The following is a 16,976-nucleotide window of genomic DNA, read 5'->3' as shown; positions in this document are numbered from 1 at the left end:
GATGTGAGCAAGCGAGCCTTTAACTTCTGCGCCGGTCCCGCGGCGCTTCCCACCGAGGTGCTGGAGCGCGCCCGCGCCGAGCTGCTGGATTGGCAGGGCAAGGGCCTGTCGGTCATGGAGATGAGCCACCGCAGCGACGACTACGTGGCCATCGCCGAGAAGGCCGAGCAGGACCTGCGCGACCTGATGGGCGTGCCGTCGAACTACAAGGTGCTGTTCCTGCAGGGCGGCGCCAGCCAGCAGTTCGCCGAGATTCCGCTGAACCTGCTGCCCGAAGACGGCGTGGCGGACTACGTGGAAACCGGCATCTGGTCGAAGAAGGCCATCGAAGAGGCTCGCCGCTACGGCAACGTCAACGTGGTTGCCAGCGCATCCAAGTACGACTACTTCGCCATCCCCGGGCAGAACGAGTGGAACCTGTCCAAGGACGCCGCCTACCTGCACTACGCGTCCAACGAGACCATCGGCGGCCTGGAGTTCGACTGGATTCCGGAAGTCGGCGATGTTCCGCTGGTGGTGGACATGTCCTCGGACATCCTCTCCCGCCCGATCGACGTGTCGAAGTTCGGCCTGATCTATGCCGGCGCGCAGAAGAACATCGGCCCATCCGGCCTGGTGGTCGTCATCGTTCGTGAAGACCTGCTGGGCCGCGCCCGCAGCATCTGCCCGACCATGCTCAACTACAAGGTCGCCGCCGATAACGGCTCCATGTACAACACCCCGGCGACCTATTCCTGGTACCTCTCCGGCCTGGTCTTCCAGTGGCTGAAGGAGCAGGGTGGCGTCGACGCCATGGAGAAGCGCAACCGCGCCAAGAAGGACATGCTGTACGGCTTCATCGACAGCAGCGACTTCTATACCAACCCGATCCAGCCCAGCGCCCGTTCCTGGATGAACGTGCCGTTCCGCCTGGCCGACGAGAAGCTCGACAAGGCCTTCCTCGAAGGCGCCGACGCGCGCGGCCTGCTCAACCTGAAGGGCCACCGTTCGGTGGGCGGCATGCGCGCCTCCATCTATAACGCCCTGGGCCTGGACGCCATCGAGGCCCTGGTCGGCTACATGGCCGAGTTCGAGAAGGAGCACGGCTGATGAGCGACGCTGACCAGCTCAAGGCTTTGCGCGTACGCATCGACAGCCTCGACGAGAAGATCCTCGAGCTGATCAGCGAACGCGCCCGCTGCGCCACCGACGTGGCGCGGGTGAAGATGGCTTCCCTGGCCGAAGGCGAGAAGCCGGTGTTCTACCGGCCCGAGCGCGAGGCCTGGGTGCTCAAGCACATCATGGAGCTGAACAAGGGCCCACTGGACAACGAGGAGGTCGCGCGTCTGTTCCGCGAGATCATGTCCTCCTGCCTGGCTCTGGAGCAGCCGCTGAAAGTGGCCTACCTCGGCCCGGAAGGTACCTTCACCCAGGCCGCGGCGCTCAAGCACTTCGGCCACGCGGTGATCAGCACGCCGATGGCGGCCATCGACGAAGTGTTCCGCGAAGTCGCCGCCGGTGCGGTGAACTTCGGCGTGGTGCCGGTGGAAAACTCCACCGAGGGCGCGGTCAACCACACCCTCGACAGCTTCCTCGAGCACGACCTGGTGATCTGCGGCGAGGTGGAGCTGCGCATCCACCACCACCTGCTGGTGGGCGAGAACACCAAGACCAACAACATCACCCGCATCTATTCCCATGCCCAGTCCCTGGCCCAGTGCCGCAAGTGGCTGGACGCGCACTACCCGAACGTCGAGCGCGTGGCGGTTTCCAGCAACGCCGACGCCGCCAAGCGGGTGAAGAGCGAGTGGAACAGCGCGGCGATTGCCGGCGACATGGCGGCCAGCCTGTACGGCCTGGACAAGCTGCACGAGAAGATCGAGGACCGCCCGGACAACTCCACGCGCTTCCTCATGATCGGCAACCAGGAAGTGCCGCCCACCGGCGACGACAAGACCTCCATCATCGTCTCCATGCGCAACAAGCCGGGCGCCCTGCACGAGCTGCTGGTGCCGTTCCACACCAACGGCATCGACCTGACCCGCATCGAGACCCGCCCGTCGCGCAGCGGCAAGTGGACCTACGTGTTCTTCATCGACTTCGTTGGCCACCACAAGGACCCGTTGATCAAGGACGTGCTGGAAAAGATCAGCAGCGAAGCCGTTGCCCTGAAGGTGCTGGGTTCCTACCCGAAAGCGGTTCTTTGATTCTGCTGCAGGCCGCAGGCGGCGCTTCGAAAGGGGCGAGCTGAACCTGCGGCCTGGAGCGCCAAGCCTGAGGCCTTCCCATGAGCTGTGATTTCCTTGCCCTGGCCCAGCCGGGCGTGCAGAAGCTTTCCCCCTATGTTCCCGGCAAGCCGGTCGACGAACTGGCGCGCGAGCTGAATCTCGACCCCGCCGGCATCATCAAGCTGGCCAGCAACGAGAACCCGCTGGGCCCGAGCCCGAAGGCGCTCGAAGCCATCCGCGCCGAACTGGCCGAGCTGACCCGCTACCCCGATGGCAACGGCTTCGAGCTGAAGAGCCGCCTGGCCGCCCGTTGTGGCGTAGGCACCGCGCAGGTGACCCTGGGCAACGGCTCCAACGACATCCTCGACCTGGTCGCCCGCGCCTACCTCGCGCCCGGCCTGAACGCCGTGTTCAGCCAGTACGCCTTCGCCGTCTACCCGATCTCCACCCAGGCCGTTGGCGCCCAGGGCAAGGTCGTGCCGGCCAAGGACTGGGGCCATGACCTGGAAGCCATGCTGGCGGCTATCGACGCCAACACCCGCGTGGTCTTTATCGCCAACCCCAACAACCCCACCGGCACCTGGTTCGGCCCGGACGCGCTGGAGCGCTTCCTGTCGCAGGTTCCGGAGAACGTCCTGGTGGTGCTCGACGAGGCCTACATCGAATACGCCGAAGGCGAGGAGCTGCCGGACGGCCTGAAGTACCTGGCCCGCTACCCGAACCTGCTGGTGTCGCGCACCTTCTCCAAGGCCTACGGCCTGGCGTCGCTGCGCGTCGGCTTCGCGATCTCCTCGGCGCAGGTCGCCGACGTGCTCAACCGCGTGCGCCAGCCGTTCAACGTCAACAGCCTGGCCCTGGCCGCCGCCTGCGCCGCGCTGGACGACGCCGAGTACCTGGCTGAAGGCAAGCGCATCAACGACGAAGGCATGCTGCAGCTGGAAAACGGCCTGCGCGCCCTCGACCTGCAGTGGATTCCGTCCAAGGGCAACTTCATCGCCGTGGACCTCAAGCGCGACGCCGGCCCGGTCTACCAGGCACTGCTTGCCGAAGGCGTGATCGTCCGTCCGGTGGGCGGCTACGGCATGCCGCAGCACCTGCGCATCTCCATCGGCCTGCCGGCCGAGAACGCCCGCTTCCTCGAGGCGCTGGCCAAGGTGCTCGCCCGTGCCTGATGTCCAGCCGCACAAGCTGCGCCGCCTGGTGGTGGTGGGGCTCGGCCTGATCGGCGGCTCCTTCGCCAAGGGCATCCGCCAGAAGGGGCTGTTCGAGGAAGTGGTCGGCGTCGACCGTGACCCGGAAACCCGCCGCCTGGCGGTGGAGCTGGGCGTGGTCGACCGCTGCGAGGAAAGCCTCGCGGCCGGCTGTCGCGACGCCGACGTGATCCAGCTCGCCGTGCCGATCCTGGCCATGGAGAAGGTCCTCGGCGAACTCGCCACCTTTGACCTGGGTAACGCCATCCTCACCGATGTGGGCAGCGCCAAGGGCAACGTGGTGCGCGCGGCGAAGGCGGTGTTCGGCGGCATGCCGGCGCGCTTCATTCCCGGCCACCCGATCGCCGGCTCCGAGCAGAGCGGAGTGGAGGCGGCCAACGCGAAACTGTTCCGCCGTCATAAAGTCATCCTCACGCCGCTGGATAATGCCGACGCGGATGCGGTCCGGTGCGTCGAAAGCCTCTGGCGCGAGCTGGGCGCGGATGTCGAGCAGATGGACGTCGAGCACCACGACGAAGTCCTGGCGGCGACCAGCCACCTGCCGCACCTGCTGGCCTTCACGCTGGTCGACTCGCTGGCCAAACGCAGCGAGAATCTGGAAATCTTCCGCTATGCCGCTGGCGGCTTCCGCGACTTCACGCGGATCGCCGGCAGCGACCCGGTGATGTGGCACGACATCTTCCTCGCCAATCGCGAGGCGGTGCTGCGCATCCTCGACGTATTCCGTGACGACCTCGACGCCCTGCGCGAGGCTGTCGACAAGGGGGACGGGCAGCAACTGATGGGCGTCTTCACCCGCGCCCGGGTTGCCCGCGAGCATTTCAGCAAAATCCTGGCCCAACGGGCCTATGTGGACGCCATGCATAACAATGACCTGATTTACCTGGCCCAGCCGGGTGGCCGCCTGTCCGGACGTGTTCGCGTACCGGGCGACAAGTCCATCTCCCACCGCTCGATCATGCTCGGCTCCCTGGCCGAAGGCACGACCGAGGTGCAAGGCTTCCTCGAGGGCGAAGATGCCCTGGCCACCATTCAGGCGTTCCGCGACATGGGCGTGGTCATCGAAGGCCCGCACCACGGCCGCGTGACCGTCCACGGCGTCGGCCTGCACGGCCTGAAGCCGCCGCCCGGTCCGATCTACCTGGGCAACTCCGGCACCTCCATGCGCCTGCTCAGCGGCCTGCTGGCGGCCCAGCCGTTCGACTCCACCCTGACCGGCGACCCGTCGCTGTCCAAGCGTCCGATGAACCGCGTCGCCAAGCCGCTGCGCGAGATGGGCGCGGTGATCGAGACCGGCCCCGAAGGCCGTCCGCCGCTGACCATTCGTGGTGGCAAGAAGCTCACCGGCATGCACTACGACATGCCGATGGCCAGCGCCCAGGTGAAATCCTGCCTGCTGCTCGCCGGCCTCTATGCAGCCGGCCAGACCTCCACCACCGAGCCGGCTCCGACCCGCGACCATACCGAGCGCATGCTGCGCGGCTTCGGCTACCCGGTCGATGTCGAAGGCGCCACCGCCCGCGTCGAGTCCGGCCACAAGCTGACCGCCACCTCCATCGAAGTCCCGGCCGACATCTCCTCGGCTGCCTTCTTCCTGGTCGCGGCGAGCATCGCCGAAGGTTCCGACCTGACCCTGGAGCACGTCGGCATCAACCCGACCCGCACCGGCGTCATCGACATCCTCAAGCTCATGGGCGCCGACATCACCCTGGAAAACCAGCGTGAAGTGGGCGGCGAGCCGGTTGCCGACATTCGCGTGCGCTCGGCCCAACTGAAGGGCATCGACATCCCCGAAGACCTGGTGCCGCTGGCCATCGACGAATTCCCGGTACTCTTCGTCGCCGCCGCCAACGCCCAGGGCCGCACCGTCCTGCGCGGTGCTGAAGAGCTGCGCGTGAAGGAATCCGACCGCATCCAGGTCATGGCCGATGGCCTGATCGCCCTGGGCGTGAAGTGCGAGCCGACCCCGGACGGCATCATCATCGACGGCGGCAGCTATGGCGGCGGCGAAGTCTGGAGCCATGGCGACCACCGTATCGCCATGTCCTTCAGCGTGGCCTCCCTGCGTGCCGGCGCGCCGATCCGCATCCACGACTGCGCCAATGTCGCGACTTCCTTCCCGAACTTCCTCGGGCTGGCCTCCGGCGCGGGCATCCGCGTCGCCGAGGAGAAAAACTGATGAACGCTGAATGGCCGGTCCTGGCCATCGACGGCCCCAGCGGCTCGGGCAAGGGCACCGTCGCCGGCCTGCTGGCCAAGCGCCTGGGCTGGAACCTGCTGGACTCCGGTGCGCTGTACCGCCTGCTGGCGTTCGCCGCCGGTAACCACGGCATCGACCTGACCAACGAGGAAGCCCTCAAGGTTCTGGCTGCGCACCTCGACGTGCAATTCACCCACGGCAAGGGTGGGCAGGGCCAGCACATCATCCTCGAAGGCGAAGACGTCACCGACACCATCCGCACCGAACAGGTCGGCGCCGGTGCCTCGCAGGTCGCCGCACTGCCGGCGGTGCGTGACGCCCTGCTGCAACGCCAGCGCGCCTTCCTCGAAGCGCCCGGCCTGGTGGCCGATGGTCGCGACATGGGCACCGTGGTCTTCCCCGGCGCCCAGTTGAAGATATTCCTCACCGCTTCGGCCGAGGAGCGCGCCCGCCGCCGCTACCTGCAGCTGAAGAACAAGGGCATCGACAGCGACCAGGCGCAACTGGCCGAAGAAATCCGCACCCGCGACGAGCGCGACAGCCAACGCGCCGTGGCGCCGCTGAAGCCGGCCAAGGGAGCCATCCTGGTGGACTCCACCTCGATGGGCATCGACGAGGTGGTCGACAGCATCCTCGCTGAGGTTTCGCGCCTGGGCCTGGCTGACTAGTCGAGCGGCAAATGAAAATCCCCGGCAGTGCCGGGGATTTTTCTTTAAGGGTGGGGCGGGTCCGCAGGATGGATCTGACAGGCGGTTCCCCCACTTTCCGAGGCTGGGCGAAAATGAAGGAATGAGGCTGGAGTCAACAAGGGCATTGGGCGCCAGGGGCTTCGATTGACGCAATCGCCATCCATTGCTACCATTCCAGACCTTGTATCGGGAGGGTTTCGCCCATATTGAGCGAAGCGTTCCCTTAAAATCTGAATGTGGAGCATCCGTTTCGGCGGGTGCAACAGGGGGCCGGCGGGATACCAGTCTTGATCCCGCTGGCTTCTTTTTCATCACTTGACCGTGTTCGCTGGTGGCGCGGAATCGGGCTTACAAGCCTTTGACTACAGGTATAGACATGAGCGAAAGCTTCGCAGAACTCTTTGAAGAAAGTCTGAAATCCCTCGACATGCAGCCGGGTGCAATCATCACCGGCATCGTGGTCGACATCGATGGTGACTGGGTCACCGTCCATGCCGGTCTGAAATCCGAGGGCGTCATCCCGGTCGAGCAGTTCTACAACGAACAGGGCGAGCTGACCATCAATGTGGGTGACGAAGTCCACGTTGCGCTGGACGCGGTAGAAGATGGCTTCGGTGAAACCAAGCTGTCCCGCGAGAAAGCCAAGCGTGCCGAGAGCTGGATTGTTCTGGAAGCTGCTTTCTCTGCCGACGAAGTGGTCAAGGGCGTCATCAACGGCAAGGTCAAGGGTGGCTTCACCGTTGACGTCAACGGCATCCGCGCGTTCCTGCCGGGTTCGCTGGTCGACGTGCGTCCGGTGCGTGACACCACTCACCTGGAAGGCAAAGAGCTCGAGTTCAAGGTCATCAAGCTGGACCAGAAGCGCAACAACGTTGTCGTTTCCCGCCGCAGCGTGCTGGAAGCCGAGAACAGCGCCGAGCGCGAGGCTCTGCTGGAATCCCTGCAGGAAGGCCAGCAGGTCAAAGGTATCGTCAAGAACCTCACCGACTACGGTGCGTTCGTTGACCTGGGCGGCGTCGATGGTCTGCTGCACATCACCGACATGGCCTGGAAGCGTATCAAGCATCCGTCGGAAATCGTCAACGTTGGCGACGAGATCGATGTCAAGGTTCTGAAGTTCGACCGCGAGCGCAACCGCGTATCCCTGGGTCTGAAGCAACTGGGCGAAGACCCATGGGTTGCTATCAAGGCTCGTTACCCGGAAGGCACCCGCGTTACCGCGCGCGTCACCAACCTCACCGACTACGGCTGCTTCGCCGAGCTGGAAGAGGGCGTGGAAGGCCTGGTACACGTCTCCGAAATGGACTGGACCAACAAGAACATCCACCCGTCGAAAGTCGTTCAGGTTGGCGACGAAGTGGAAGTTCAGGTTCTGGACATCGACGAAGAGCGTCGTCGTATCTCCCTGGGCATCAAGCAGTGCAAGTCCAACCCGTGGGAAGACTTCTCCGGCCGCTTCAACAAGGGCGACAAGATCTCCGGCACCATCAAGTCGATCACCGATTTCGGTATCTTCATCGGCCTGGAAGGCGGCATCGACGGTCTGGTTCACCTGTCCGACATCTCCTGGAACGAAGTTGGCGAAGAAGCCGTTCGCCGCTTCAAGAAGGGCGACGAGCTGGAAACCGTCATCCTCTCCGTTGATCCGGAGCGTGAGCGCATCTCCCTGGGCATCAAGCAGCTGGAAGACGATCCGTTCTCCAACTACGCCTCGATGCACGAGAAGGGCACCATCGTTCGCGGCACCGTGAAGGAAGTTGACGCCAAGGGCGCTGTCATCACCCTGGCCGGCGAAATCGAAGGCATCCTGAAAGCCTCCGAAATCAGCCGTGACCGCGTTGAAGACGCTCGCAACGTTCTGAAAGAAGGCGAAGAAGTCGAAGCCAAGATCATCAGCATCGACCGTAAGAGCCGCGTCATTTCCCTCTCCATCAAGTCCAAGGACGTTGATGACGAGAAGGATGCGATGAAAGAACTGCGTAGCAAGCAAGACGCAGAAAGCACTGGTCCGACCACCATCGGTGACCTGATCCGTGCTCAGATGGAGAACCAGGGCTAATCCCTGCTTCCTCATCCAAGGAAAAGGGCGACTTCGGTCGCCCTTTTTCGTTTCTGCCTTTCGCTGGCGGCGGGCGCGCAGCGCTATTCTCCGGTGTGAGACAGACGCTATGGTGCTTGCCCCGTTCCGGTCGTATCCCTCATGCCTTACCTGCTTTTCGTTACCGTCCTTTGGGCGTTTTCCTTCAGCCTGATCGGTGAGTATCTCGCCGGGCAGGTCGACAGCTATTTCGCGGTACTGACCCGTGTGGTGCTCGCCGGCCTGGTGTTCCTGCCGTTGACCCGCTGGCGCGGCGTCGATCCGCGTTTCATTGCCGGGGTGATGCTGGCCGGCGCGCTGCAGTTTGGCATTACCTATGTCTGCCTCTACCAGAGCTTCCGGGTGCTGACGGTGCCGGAAGTGCTGCTGTTCACCGTGCTGACGCCGCTGCACGTGGCGCTGATCGATGACGCGCTGAACCGTCGTTTCAATGCCTGGGCGCTGCTGGCGGCCGCCGTGGCGGTGCTGGGGGCGGGGATCATTCGCTACGACGGCGTCAGCGGCGATTACATCCAGGGCTTCCTGCTGCTGCAGCTGGCCAACGCGACCTTCGCCGCCGGGCAGGTGTTCTACAAGCACCTGGTACAGCGCTACCCCTCGGATATCCCGCAATACCGCCGCTTCGGCTACTTCTTCGTCGGCGCGCTGCTGATCGCGCTGCCGGGCTGGCTGCTGTTCGGTAACCCGCAAAAGCTGCCCAGCACCGAGGTGCAATGGGGGGTGCTGGTATGGATGGGGTTGCTGGCCACGGCATTGGGGCAGTTCTGGTGGAACAAGGGCGGCACCCTGGTGGATGCCGGAACCCTGGCGGTGATGAATAACCTGCACGTGCCAGTGGGACTGCTGATCAATCTGCTGATCTGGGGCGAACAGGCCGATCTGCCGCGCCTGGCCCTGGGCGGTGCGGTGATCGTCGCATCCCTGGGCGTCAATCGCCTCGGCCTGCGCCGCCACAAGGAGCGTTTCGCATGAATATCTCCGGACGTGGCGTGGCGCTGTCCCTGGCGTCGTCGGTGCTGTTCGTGACCCTGCCGGCCTATATCCATGCATTGGAGCCGCTGAGCAGCATCCAGGTGATCGCTCACCGGGTGGTCTGGTCAATTCCCATGGTGCTGCTGCTGGTGTGGTTCACCCGCCAGGGAAATGTCCTGCGTGACGCAGCCCGACGCCTGCTGCGTGAGCCTTGGCTGCTGGCGTGCTTCCCGCTGACGGCGGCGATGATGCTGGTGCAGTGGGGCGTGTTCATCTGGGCGCCCATGGTCGGGCGCACCCTGGAGTTGTCGCTGGGCTACTTCCTGCTGCCGTTGACCATGGTGCTCTGCGGGCGGCTGTTCTATGGCGAGCGCCTGACGCCGCTGCAAGCCATCGCCGTGGTCTTCGCCGTTGCCGGGGTACTGCATGAGCTGTGGCTGACCCGGGCGTTTTCCTGGTTCAGCCTGATCACGGCGCTGGGCTATCCGCCGTACTTCATGCTGCGCCGCAAGATGGCGGTGGACTCGCTATCGGGCTTCGTCTTCGAGATGGCCGTGCTGCTGCCGTTCGCGCTGGCGACGCTATGGATCACCGGCAGTGGCGAGGTACTGGAGGCGGTGCCGCGCCTGTGGGCATTGCTGCCGCTGCTTGGCCTGATCAGTGCGCTGGCCTTTGGCGCCATGATGGCGTCCAGCCGGTTGCTGCCGATGGGGCTGTTCGGGATTCTGAGCTACGTCGAGCCGGTGCTGTTATTCGCCATCGCCGTGCTGTTCCTGGGCGAGGCGTTCAATCCGGCGCAGATATGGACCTACGGACCGATCTGGATCGCCGTGCTGCTGACCGGTTGGGATAGCGCGCGACTGTTGCGCCGTCAGGCGCGTCGAGGCTTGTAAGCGAGGAGGGAAGCGCTCTCCCAGGAAGGGAGAGCGCAGGCCGTCAGTCGAAGCTGCGGCCGCCGACGTCGGCCTTGGCCAGGGTTTCCGGCAGGATGCGGCGGGCGGCGGTGTAGTGACGTTTCCAGTAGTCGCCATTGAGGTCGGAGACGCGGACCTTCTGGCCGCGGCGCGGCGCATGGACGAACTGGTTGTCGCCGACGTAGATGCCGACGTGGTCGACATTGCGGCGATTGTGAATGCGGAAGAACACCAGGTCGCCGGGCTGCAGATCGTCGCGGGCCACCTTCGGGTTGCCGCGCATGCTGAAGATCTCGCGGGCGGTACGCGGCAGGTCGACTTCATCCACGTTCTGGAACACGTAGTTCACCAGGCCGCTGCAATCGAAGCCGCGCTTGGGCGTGGTGCCGCCCCAGCGGTAGGGCGTGCCGATCATGCTGTAGGCGCGCTGGGTGACCTGGTGTGCCTCGCTCTTGGCCGGTTTTTCGGCCTGAGGCGTCATGGTCAGCAGGGCGCTGCCCTGGACCGGGACGCGCAGGTCGACCGGAGCAGGGTGGTAAGTGCGTGAGACCTTGGATGAGGCGGTAGCCCCGGTGGCGGCCAAGAGGGTCGCCAAGCCTATGGAAAGGCATGTCAAAATGTTACGTCGCATTCGGCATGTCTTCTTGCTGGTTGATGTCACCCAGACTCCGCTGGATCGCCGTTGCTGTCGGCGTGGTTTCCTTTTTGTCCGTCTAAAAAGTCCGGGCATTCTGAACGAGTTTTCATGACAGTTTTTACCGTCTGTCGACTCTGCAAATCGTCATGTGACTTGCTGGAAGATCCGTGACATGTGCTCGGACCCATCGGTCAGGGCCGTGGCTTATAGCAGGAAGCCCTATGCCATGGGGGTTTGGGCTATGACGGCAGGGCGCCATGCCCCTGATGGCGCAAAGCCAGGGAAGGTGTGCCGTCGCAGGTAAAAACCCGACGAAATGCAGGTTCTTGCGCTGACCAGGAATCAGCCCAGGTGCTGGAGAAGGGCCGGCAGGACGTGTTCGCGCAACAGCGGCGCGAGATTGTGCGGGACGCTTTTGCCAGGGGCCAGGTCAGTGGGGGCGAGCCAGGCCAGTTCTTCCAGCTCCGCCGCGGGGCTTACCGGGTGGGGCAGGGCGGCCAGGTAGACCTGCGCGTCGATCTGGGTATCGGGCTCATTGGCCGCGTCGGCGTGGAAATGGCCCAGCAGCGTCAGCGCGTTTTCCGTCAGGCGCAGGTTGAGCTCTTCATCCAGTTCGCGCAGCAGAGCCTGCACCGAGGTTTCACCGGGCTCGTGCTTGCCGCCGGGCAGCATGAAGGCGTGGGTGCCGCGCTTGCGCACCAGCAGCAGGCGTCCGCTGTCGTCGAGCAGGCAGGCGGCGGCGATGCTGAGGGTGGCGAGGGTCATGGCGAGGGGCTTTCCTTGAGAACCTGGTAACGCAGTTGCACGATGCCGCTGGGAAAACTGCGCTGTTCCAGCAGTTGCAGGCGTTGTTCGAGCCCGATGCTGAACAGCGGAATGCCGGCTCCGAGCAGGTGGGGGATGATGCTGACGATCAGCTCGTCGAGCAACCCCGCGGCAAGAAAGTTTCCCGCCAGGCTCCCGCCGCCGACCAGCCAGATGCGCCGACAACCCTTGGCCTGCAGGGCCTCCAGGGCTTCGCTCGGTGGGCTGTGCATCAACTCGACGGTGGGGCTTGCCAGCGGAAGGTGGTTGGCACGGGTCAGGATGAGGGCCGGTTTGCCCGGATAGGGCCAGTCGCCCAATCCGAGGGAGTGGAGGTAGGTGGCGCGCCCCATCAGCAGGCCGTCGATACTGGCATAGAAGGCGCCGTAGCCATGGTCGTCGGTCGCGCTGTCGTAACCCTGCAGCCAGTCCACGCTGCCATCGGGCCGGGCGATATACCCGTCCAGGCTGGCAGCGACGAAATAAATGAGAGTCGATTGCACCCTGTTTCTCCGTTGCGTAAGGCTCGATCAGAGCATGGCACGGTGGCTGTAGGGTGCTGGTACGTTCGTCCGATTCCTGCCTGCGTTGGGCGGCACGTCAGCCGGCGAGTTCCTCCAGGGTTCGGCCACGCGTTTCGATGCCGAAGATCCAGACCACGCCGGCGGCGAGCAGGAAGCACAGTGCGCCGAGGGTGAACACGCCTCCCTGGCCGGCCACCGGCAGGATCAGGCCGGCGACGGTGGGGCCGAGCAGCGAGCCGATGCGTCCGACTGCCGAGGCGAAGCCGGAACCGGTGGCGCGCGCCGAGGTGGGGTAGAGCTCCGGCGTGTAGGTGTAGAGCACCGCCCACATGCCGAACAGGAAGAACTGCATGGCCAGACCGAAGCCGATCAGCAGGCCCAGGCTGCCGCCGAACACCGCCGTCTGCCCGTAGGCGTAGGCCATGGCGCCGCCGCCCAGGAGCATCAGTACGCAACTTGGCTTGCGTCCCCAGCGTTCGACCAGCCAGGCCGCGCAGAGGAAACCGGGAATGCCGGCCAGGGAGATCAGCACCGTGTAGTAGACCGACTGGGTGGCGGCGAAGCCCGATTGCTGGAGCAGCGCGCTGAGCCAGGAGGTGAGGCCGTAGAAGCCGAGCAGGGCGAAGAACCACAGGTTCCAGACCGTCAGCGTGCGGCGTCGATAGGCGGGCGACCAGAGTTCGGCGAAGGCGCGGAAGAACCCCGGCGCACTCGGCTCCGGGCGCGCCAGCGGGCGCGGTTCGGGCAGGCTGGTCAGCTTGAGTGAGGCCATCACCCGCGCTTCGATGCGTTGCAGGGAGCGCTCGGCCTGATCGAGCAGTCCGGCCTGTTCCAGCCAGCGCGGCGATTCCGGGATCATGAAGCGGATCGCCAGGACGAAGATCGCCGGGAACGCCAGCAGCAGGAACAGGCTGCGCCAGCCGGCCACCGGCAGGATGAAGTAGGACAGACAGCCCGCGGCGATGAAACCCAGCGGCCAGAAACCGTCCATCAGCGCGATGTACTTGCCGCGCTTCTGCGCCGGGATCATTTCCGAGAGCAGCGACTGGGCGATGGGGAACTCCATGCCCATGCCGATCCCCAGCAGCACGCGGTAGAGGGTCAACTGCTGCACGTCGCCGGCGGTGGAGCAGAGGTAGCTGGCGATGCCCCAGAGCACGATGCTCCACTGGAACACCGGCTTGCGCCCGAAGCGGTCGGCGAGCAGACCGGACAGCGCCGCGCCGATCACCATGCCAACGAAGCTGGAGCTGGCCAGCAGGCCGGCCTGGGCGCTGGAGAGCCCGAACTCGGCTTTGATCGAGCCGAGCAGGAAGGTCATCATCGCCAGGTCCATGGAGTCGAAGAAGAACGCCAGGGCGATGATCACGAAGATCAACCGGTGGTAAGGACTCAGCGGCAGGCGCTCCAGACGTTCGGCGGCGGTTGGGCGGTGCGTCATCGCGGCTATCCTTGTGCGGCGTTCTTGGGCGTTGCGGCCAGTCTGGGAGCGGCTCCCGAGGCTGTCTGTCCCCTACGCGACCCGTGCCGTGCCGATTGCGACCGGCGATTAAAAGCTGCGCATCGGTTACGCTATGCAGCTATTTGGTCTTTACGTGATATCGAGGTCTGCCTTGTTCTCCCAATTCGCCCTGCACGAACGCCTGCTCAAGGCGCTCGATTCGTTGTCCTTCTCCGAGCCGACCCCGGTCCAGGCTGCGGCCATCCCGAAGGCCCTGGAGGGACGCGACCTGCGGGTAACGGCGCAGACCGGCAGCGGCAAGACCGCCGCCTTCGTGCTGCCGTTGCTGCACCGCCTGCTGAGCGAAGAGAAGCCCAAGAGCGGCGCCCGCGCGCTGATCCTGCTGCCGACCCGCGAGCTGGCCCAGCAGACCCTCAAGGAAGTCGAGCGCTTTGCCCAGTTCACCTTCATCAAGGCCTGCCTGATCACCGGCGGCGAAGACTTCAAGGTGCAGGGCGCGCGCCTGCGCAAGAACCCGGAAATCATCATCGGCACTCCGGGCCGCCTGAACGAGCAGTTCAACGCCGGCAACCTGCCGCTGGGGGACGTGGAAGTGCTGATCCTCGACGAAGCCGACCGCATGCTCGACATGGGCTTCTCCGAGGACGTGCTCAAGCTTGCCGCGCAGTGCCCGGCCGAGCGCCAGACCCTGCTGTTCTCCGCCACCAGCGGCAGCGGCCTGCACGAGATGGTCGAGAAGGTGCTGCGCGAGCCGGAGAACCTGCAGCTCAACCGCGTCAGCGAGCTGAACGAGGATGTGCAGCAGCAGGTGATCCTGACCGACGACGTGGCGCACAAGGAAGCCCTGGTGCACTGGCTGATCGGCAACGAGACCTACGACAAGGCGATCATCTTCACCAACACCCGCGTCGCCGCCGATCGTCTTACCGGTCGCCTGATCGCTGCCGGGCACAAGGTCTTCGTCTTGCATGGCGAGAAGGACCAGAAGGACCGCAAGCTGGCCATCGAGCGCCTGAAGCAGGGCGCGGTGAAGATCCTCGTCGCCACCGACGTGGCCGCCCGTGGCCTGGATGTCGATGGCCTGGACCTGGTGATCAACTTCGACATCCCGCGCCGTGGTGACGAGTACGTGCACCGCATCGGCCGTACCGGCCGCGCCGGCGCTGCCGGCACCGCGATTTCGCTGGTCGGCCATGGCGACTGGAACCTGATGTCGAGCATCGAACGCTACCTCAAGCTGCGCTTCGAGCTGCGTACCATCAAGGAACTCAAAGGCACCTACAAGGGACCGAAGAAGGTCAAGGCATCCGGCAAGGCCGCTGGCACCAAGAAGAAAAAGGACGATGCGAAGAAGGGTGGCAGCAAGGCGTCGGCCAAGAAGAAGCCCGCCGCCAAACCCAAGGCTGGCCCGTCCAAGGTGGTGAGCCAGGACGGCCTGGCGCCGCTCAAGCGCAAGAAGCCCGCAGCGGAGTAATCCTTCCGCGTTACCGAAAACGCCTCTCCTGACCGAGAGGCGTTTTTGTTTCTACGCGATTAGCCCAGGGACTCCGGCGGCGGCTCGTAACTTCCCGACTCGTAGCTCACCCCGTGGCGTATCACCGGCGGCGCGTCGCCCGCATGCAGGCTGGTGACGTTGTCGATGATGGTCTTGTCCTCAAGGGTGAGGCGGTCGAGCATCCGCAGGTGGCCGATCCAGTTGTCCACCAGGAACAACTCCTGCCAGATTTCCTGGTTGCTCACGTCGCGGTACAGCGCCCAGCGCTCCGCCCCGTTGCGCAGGCGCAGGCGGCGCAGCGGCTTGGCAGCGCGAACGAAGTCACGGGTACGCTCGGCGGGGATCCGGTACTCGATGGAGACCAGCACCGAGCCGCGCTCCGGGTTGAAGACGAAGGTCGGCTGCCCCGGCACGCCGACCGGTGCGCGGGCGATGCTGGCGGAGTTCAGCTCCGGCAGGCGCGAGTTGTACAGCAGCGCCACCGAGATCAGCAGCAGGCAACCGGCGGCGATCAGCGCGCCTTGCACCCCCATGGTTTCGGCAAAGTGGCCCCAAAGGAAGGAGCCCGCCGCGAGCCCGCCATAGATCGCGGTCTGGTAGAGCGCCAGGGCCCGGGCCTTGACCCAGTCGGGCACGAGAATCTGCACGGCGGAGTTGTAGGTGGCTACCGCCGCGATCCAGCAGGCGCCGCCCAGCACCAGTGCGGGGAAGATCACCCAGAGGTTGTCGACCCAGCCCAGGATGAGCATGACCAGTGCGAGCGTGGCGGCGGCGAAGCTGATCAGCCTGCTGCTGCCCAGCAGCAGGCGAGCCTTGCTGACCACGGTACTGGCGACGATGGCGCCCAGGCCGAGGGCGCCGAGCATGTAGCCATACACCGAGGCGCTGCCGTCCGGATTACGGTGTGCCAGCAGCGGCAACAAGGCCCAGATGGCGCTGGCCGACAGGCCGAACACCGCCGAGCGCATCATCACCAGGCGGGTGACGCTGGAATATTGGGTGAAGCGCAGTGCGGCGATCACGCCTTCGAAGATGTGCTCCGGCGGCAGGGTGCGTTTGGGCACGTCGCGGCGCCATTGCCAGATCGCCCAGATCAGTGCGGCGTAGCACAGGCAGTTGAACAGGAACACCCAGGACGGCCCGGTGGCCGACAGCAGCAGGCCGCCGATGGCCGGACCGACCGCGCGGGCGACGTTGTAGTTGACGCTGTTGAGCAGCACCGCGTCGCCGAGCATGCGCGGTGGCACCTGCTCGTTCACCGCCGCCTGCCAGGCCGGGATGGTGATCGAGCTGCCCAGCGACAGCCAGAGGATCGACACGATCAGCAGCAGCGGGTCGAGGTAGCCCATGAACGCCAGCACCGTCACCAGCGCGGCACCGGAGAGCTCCACCGTCAGGCCCACCAGCATGATCTTGCGCCGGTCGTGGTTGTCGGCCAGCACGCCGGACATGATCGACAGCAGCACCAGCGGCAGCGCCGAGGCGACCTGGATCATCGCCACCATCAGGGGGCTGGCGTGGGCCTCGGTGACTACCCAGGCGGCCGCCACCGATTGCGCCCAGGTGCCCAGGTTGGCGAACAGGTTGCAGATCCAGATGATGCGGAACGCGGCGATGCTGAAGGGGGCGAGAACGCCGCTGCGGGGTTCTACTGGATCGGGTTTGAGGGGGAGGTCGTGCTTGGGTGAAACGGACTGCAGCATGGGAACGCCCTTATTTCGAGTGGTCGGTACGCGCGTGGCCGCGGTGCCTTTCCATGCCGG

The 16,976-nt window shown here is 65.1% G+C and carries 14 protein-coding genes; 9 read left to right on the top strand and 5 right to left on the bottom strand.

From position 1 onward, the window contains the following. The first annotated feature begins 3 nt into the window (after positions 1-3). The 8 genes from serC (at position 4) to rarD (ending at position 10,270) form a co-directional block, all read left to right on the top strand. Positions 4-1,089 carry a 3-phosphoserine/phosphohydroxythreonine transaminase gene (gene serC, locus ACQ5BL_RS08450; RefSeq protein ID WP_207887434.1) on the top strand — a complete coding sequence of 362 codons (1,086 nt, stop codon included), beginning with the start codon at positions 4-6 and terminating at the stop codon, positions 1,087-1,089. Then, complete coding sequence (pheA, locus tag ACQ5BL_RS08445; protein ID WP_243808806.1) at positions 1,089-2,186, top strand: prephenate dehydratase; 1,098 nt, start codon at positions 1,089-1,091, stop codon at positions 2,184-2,186. The genes serC and pheA overlap by 1 nt, the downstream gene beginning before the upstream one ends. Before the next feature lie 80 nt (positions 2,187-2,266). After that, positions 2,267-3,379: a histidinol-phosphate transaminase gene (gene hisC / locus ACQ5BL_RS08440; RefSeq protein WP_243808805.1), complete on the top strand. Its 1,113-nt coding sequence runs from the start codon at positions 2,267-2,269 to the stop codon at positions 3,377-3,379. Beyond that, on the top strand, positions 3,372-5,597 hold the full coding sequence (locus ACQ5BL_RS08435) for a bifunctional prephenate dehydrogenase/3-phosphoshikimate 1-carboxyvinyltransferase (protein ID WP_243808804.1): 2,226 nt from the start codon (positions 3,372-3,374) through the stop codon (positions 5,595-5,597). The genes hisC and ACQ5BL_RS08435 overlap by 8 nt, the downstream gene beginning before the upstream one ends. Beyond that, positions 5,597-6,286: a (d)CMP kinase gene (gene cmk / locus ACQ5BL_RS08430; protein ID WP_207887430.1), complete on the top strand. Its 690-nt coding sequence runs from the start codon at positions 5,597-5,599 to the stop codon at positions 6,284-6,286. Before ACQ5BL_RS08435 ends, cmk begins: the two co-directional genes overlap by 1 nt. Positions 6,287-6,683: 397 nt before the next feature. Next, positions 6,684-8,366, top strand: a complete 1,683-nt coding sequence (rpsA, locus tag ACQ5BL_RS08425; RefSeq protein ID WP_207887429.1) for a 30S ribosomal protein S1 — start codon at positions 6,684-6,686, stop codon at positions 8,364-8,366. 141 nt (positions 8,367-8,507) lie between these two features. Further along, a complete protein-coding gene (locus tag ACQ5BL_RS08420; RefSeq protein ID WP_243808803.1) occupies positions 8,508-9,377 on the top strand; it encodes a carboxylate/amino acid/amine transporter in 870 nt (289 codons plus the stop codon). Beyond that, positions 9,374-10,270, top strand: coding sequence for an EamA family transporter RarD (gene rarD, locus ACQ5BL_RS08415; protein ID WP_243808802.1), 897 nt, complete (start codon positions 9,374-9,376; stop codon positions 10,268-10,270). The genes ACQ5BL_RS08420 and rarD overlap by 4 nt, the downstream gene beginning before the upstream one ends. Positions 10,271-10,313: 43 nt before the next feature. On the opposite strand, the gene ACQ5BL_RS08410 is transcribed toward rarD, so the two are convergent. The 4 genes from ACQ5BL_RS08410 to ACQ5BL_RS08395 all read right to left on the bottom strand — a co-directional run bounded on the left by ACQ5BL_RS08410 (position 10,314) and on the right by ACQ5BL_RS08395 (position 13,697). After that, entirely contained in the window at positions 10,314-10,874 is a 561-nt protein-coding gene (locus ACQ5BL_RS08410) for a C40 family peptidase (protein WP_430293090.1), read from the bottom strand. Between the two features lie 396 nt (positions 10,875-11,270). Beyond that, positions 11,271-11,693: an NUDIX hydrolase gene (locus ACQ5BL_RS08405; protein WP_243808801.1), complete on the bottom strand. Its 423-nt coding sequence runs from the start codon at positions 11,691-11,693 to the stop codon at positions 11,271-11,273. Further along, entirely contained in the window at positions 11,690-12,235 is a 546-nt protein-coding gene (locus tag ACQ5BL_RS08400; protein ID WP_207887424.1) for a dihydrofolate reductase family protein, read from the bottom strand. Before ACQ5BL_RS08400 ends, ACQ5BL_RS08405 begins: the two co-directional genes overlap by 4 nt. Before the next feature lie 97 nt (positions 12,236-12,332). Continuing rightward, entirely contained in the window at positions 12,333-13,697 is a 1,365-nt protein-coding gene (locus ACQ5BL_RS08395) for an MFS transporter (protein WP_243808800.1), read from the bottom strand. A 157-nt stretch (positions 13,698-13,854) separates the two neighbouring features. Here ACQ5BL_RS08395 and ACQ5BL_RS08390 point away from each other — a divergent pair, with 157 nt between their 5' ends. Continuing rightward, positions 13,855-15,192 carry a DEAD/DEAH box helicase gene (locus ACQ5BL_RS08390; protein ID WP_243808853.1) on the top strand — a complete coding sequence of 446 codons (1,338 nt, stop codon included), beginning with the start codon at positions 13,855-13,857 and terminating at the stop codon, positions 15,190-15,192. 59 nt (positions 15,193-15,251) lie between these two features. On the opposite strand, the gene ACQ5BL_RS08385 is transcribed toward ACQ5BL_RS08390, so the two are convergent. Next, positions 15,252-16,916, bottom strand: coding sequence for an MFS transporter (locus ACQ5BL_RS08385; protein ID WP_243808799.1), 1,665 nt, complete (start codon positions 16,914-16,916; stop codon positions 15,252-15,254). Positions 16,917-16,976 lie beyond the last annotated feature (60 nt).

Source organism: Pseudomonas sp. B1-22 (assembly GCF_050474425.1).
Lineage (GTDB): Bacteria > Pseudomonadota > Gammaproteobacteria > Pseudomonadales > Pseudomonadaceae > Pseudomonas.
The sequence above is the reverse complement of the archived record's forward strand: the minus strand, read 5'-3'. Positions and strand labels throughout refer to the sequence as shown.

What these genes read in the sequence shown, in the direction of transcription:
- pheA (WP_243808806.1), top strand. Translation starts at nt 1,089, where the DNA reads ATGAGCGACGCTGACCAGCTCAAGGCTTTGCGCGTACGCATCGACAGC.
- hisC (WP_243808805.1), top strand. Translation starts at nt 2,267, where the DNA reads ATGAGCTGTGATTTCCTTGCCCTGGCCCAGCCGGGCGTGCAGAAGCTT.
- cmk (WP_207887430.1), top strand. Translation starts at nt 5,597, where the DNA reads ATGAACGCTGAATGGCCGGTCCTGGCCATCGACGGCCCCAGCGGCTCG.
- rpsA (WP_207887429.1), top strand. Translation starts at nt 6,684, where the DNA reads ATGAGCGAAAGCTTCGCAGAACTCTTTGAAGAAAGTCTGAAATCCCTC.
- ACQ5BL_RS08420 (WP_243808803.1), top strand. Translation starts at nt 8,508, where the DNA reads ATGCCTTACCTGCTTTTCGTTACCGTCCTTTGGGCGTTTTCCTTCAGC.
- rarD (WP_243808802.1), top strand. Translation starts at nt 9,374, where the DNA reads ATGAATATCTCCGGACGTGGCGTGGCGCTGTCCCTGGCGTCGTCGGTG.
- ACQ5BL_RS08405 (WP_243808801.1), bottom strand. Translation starts at nt 11,693, where the DNA reads ATGACCCTCGCCACCCTCAGCATCGCCGCCGCCTGCCTGCTCGACGAC.
- ACQ5BL_RS08395 (WP_243808800.1), bottom strand. Translation starts at nt 13,697, where the DNA reads ATGACGCACCGCCCAACCGCCGCCGAACGTCTGGAGCGCCTGCCGCTG.
- ACQ5BL_RS08385 (WP_243808799.1), bottom strand. Translation starts at nt 16,916, where the DNA reads ATGCTGCAGTCCGTTTCACCCAAGCACGACCTCCCCCTCAAACCCGAT.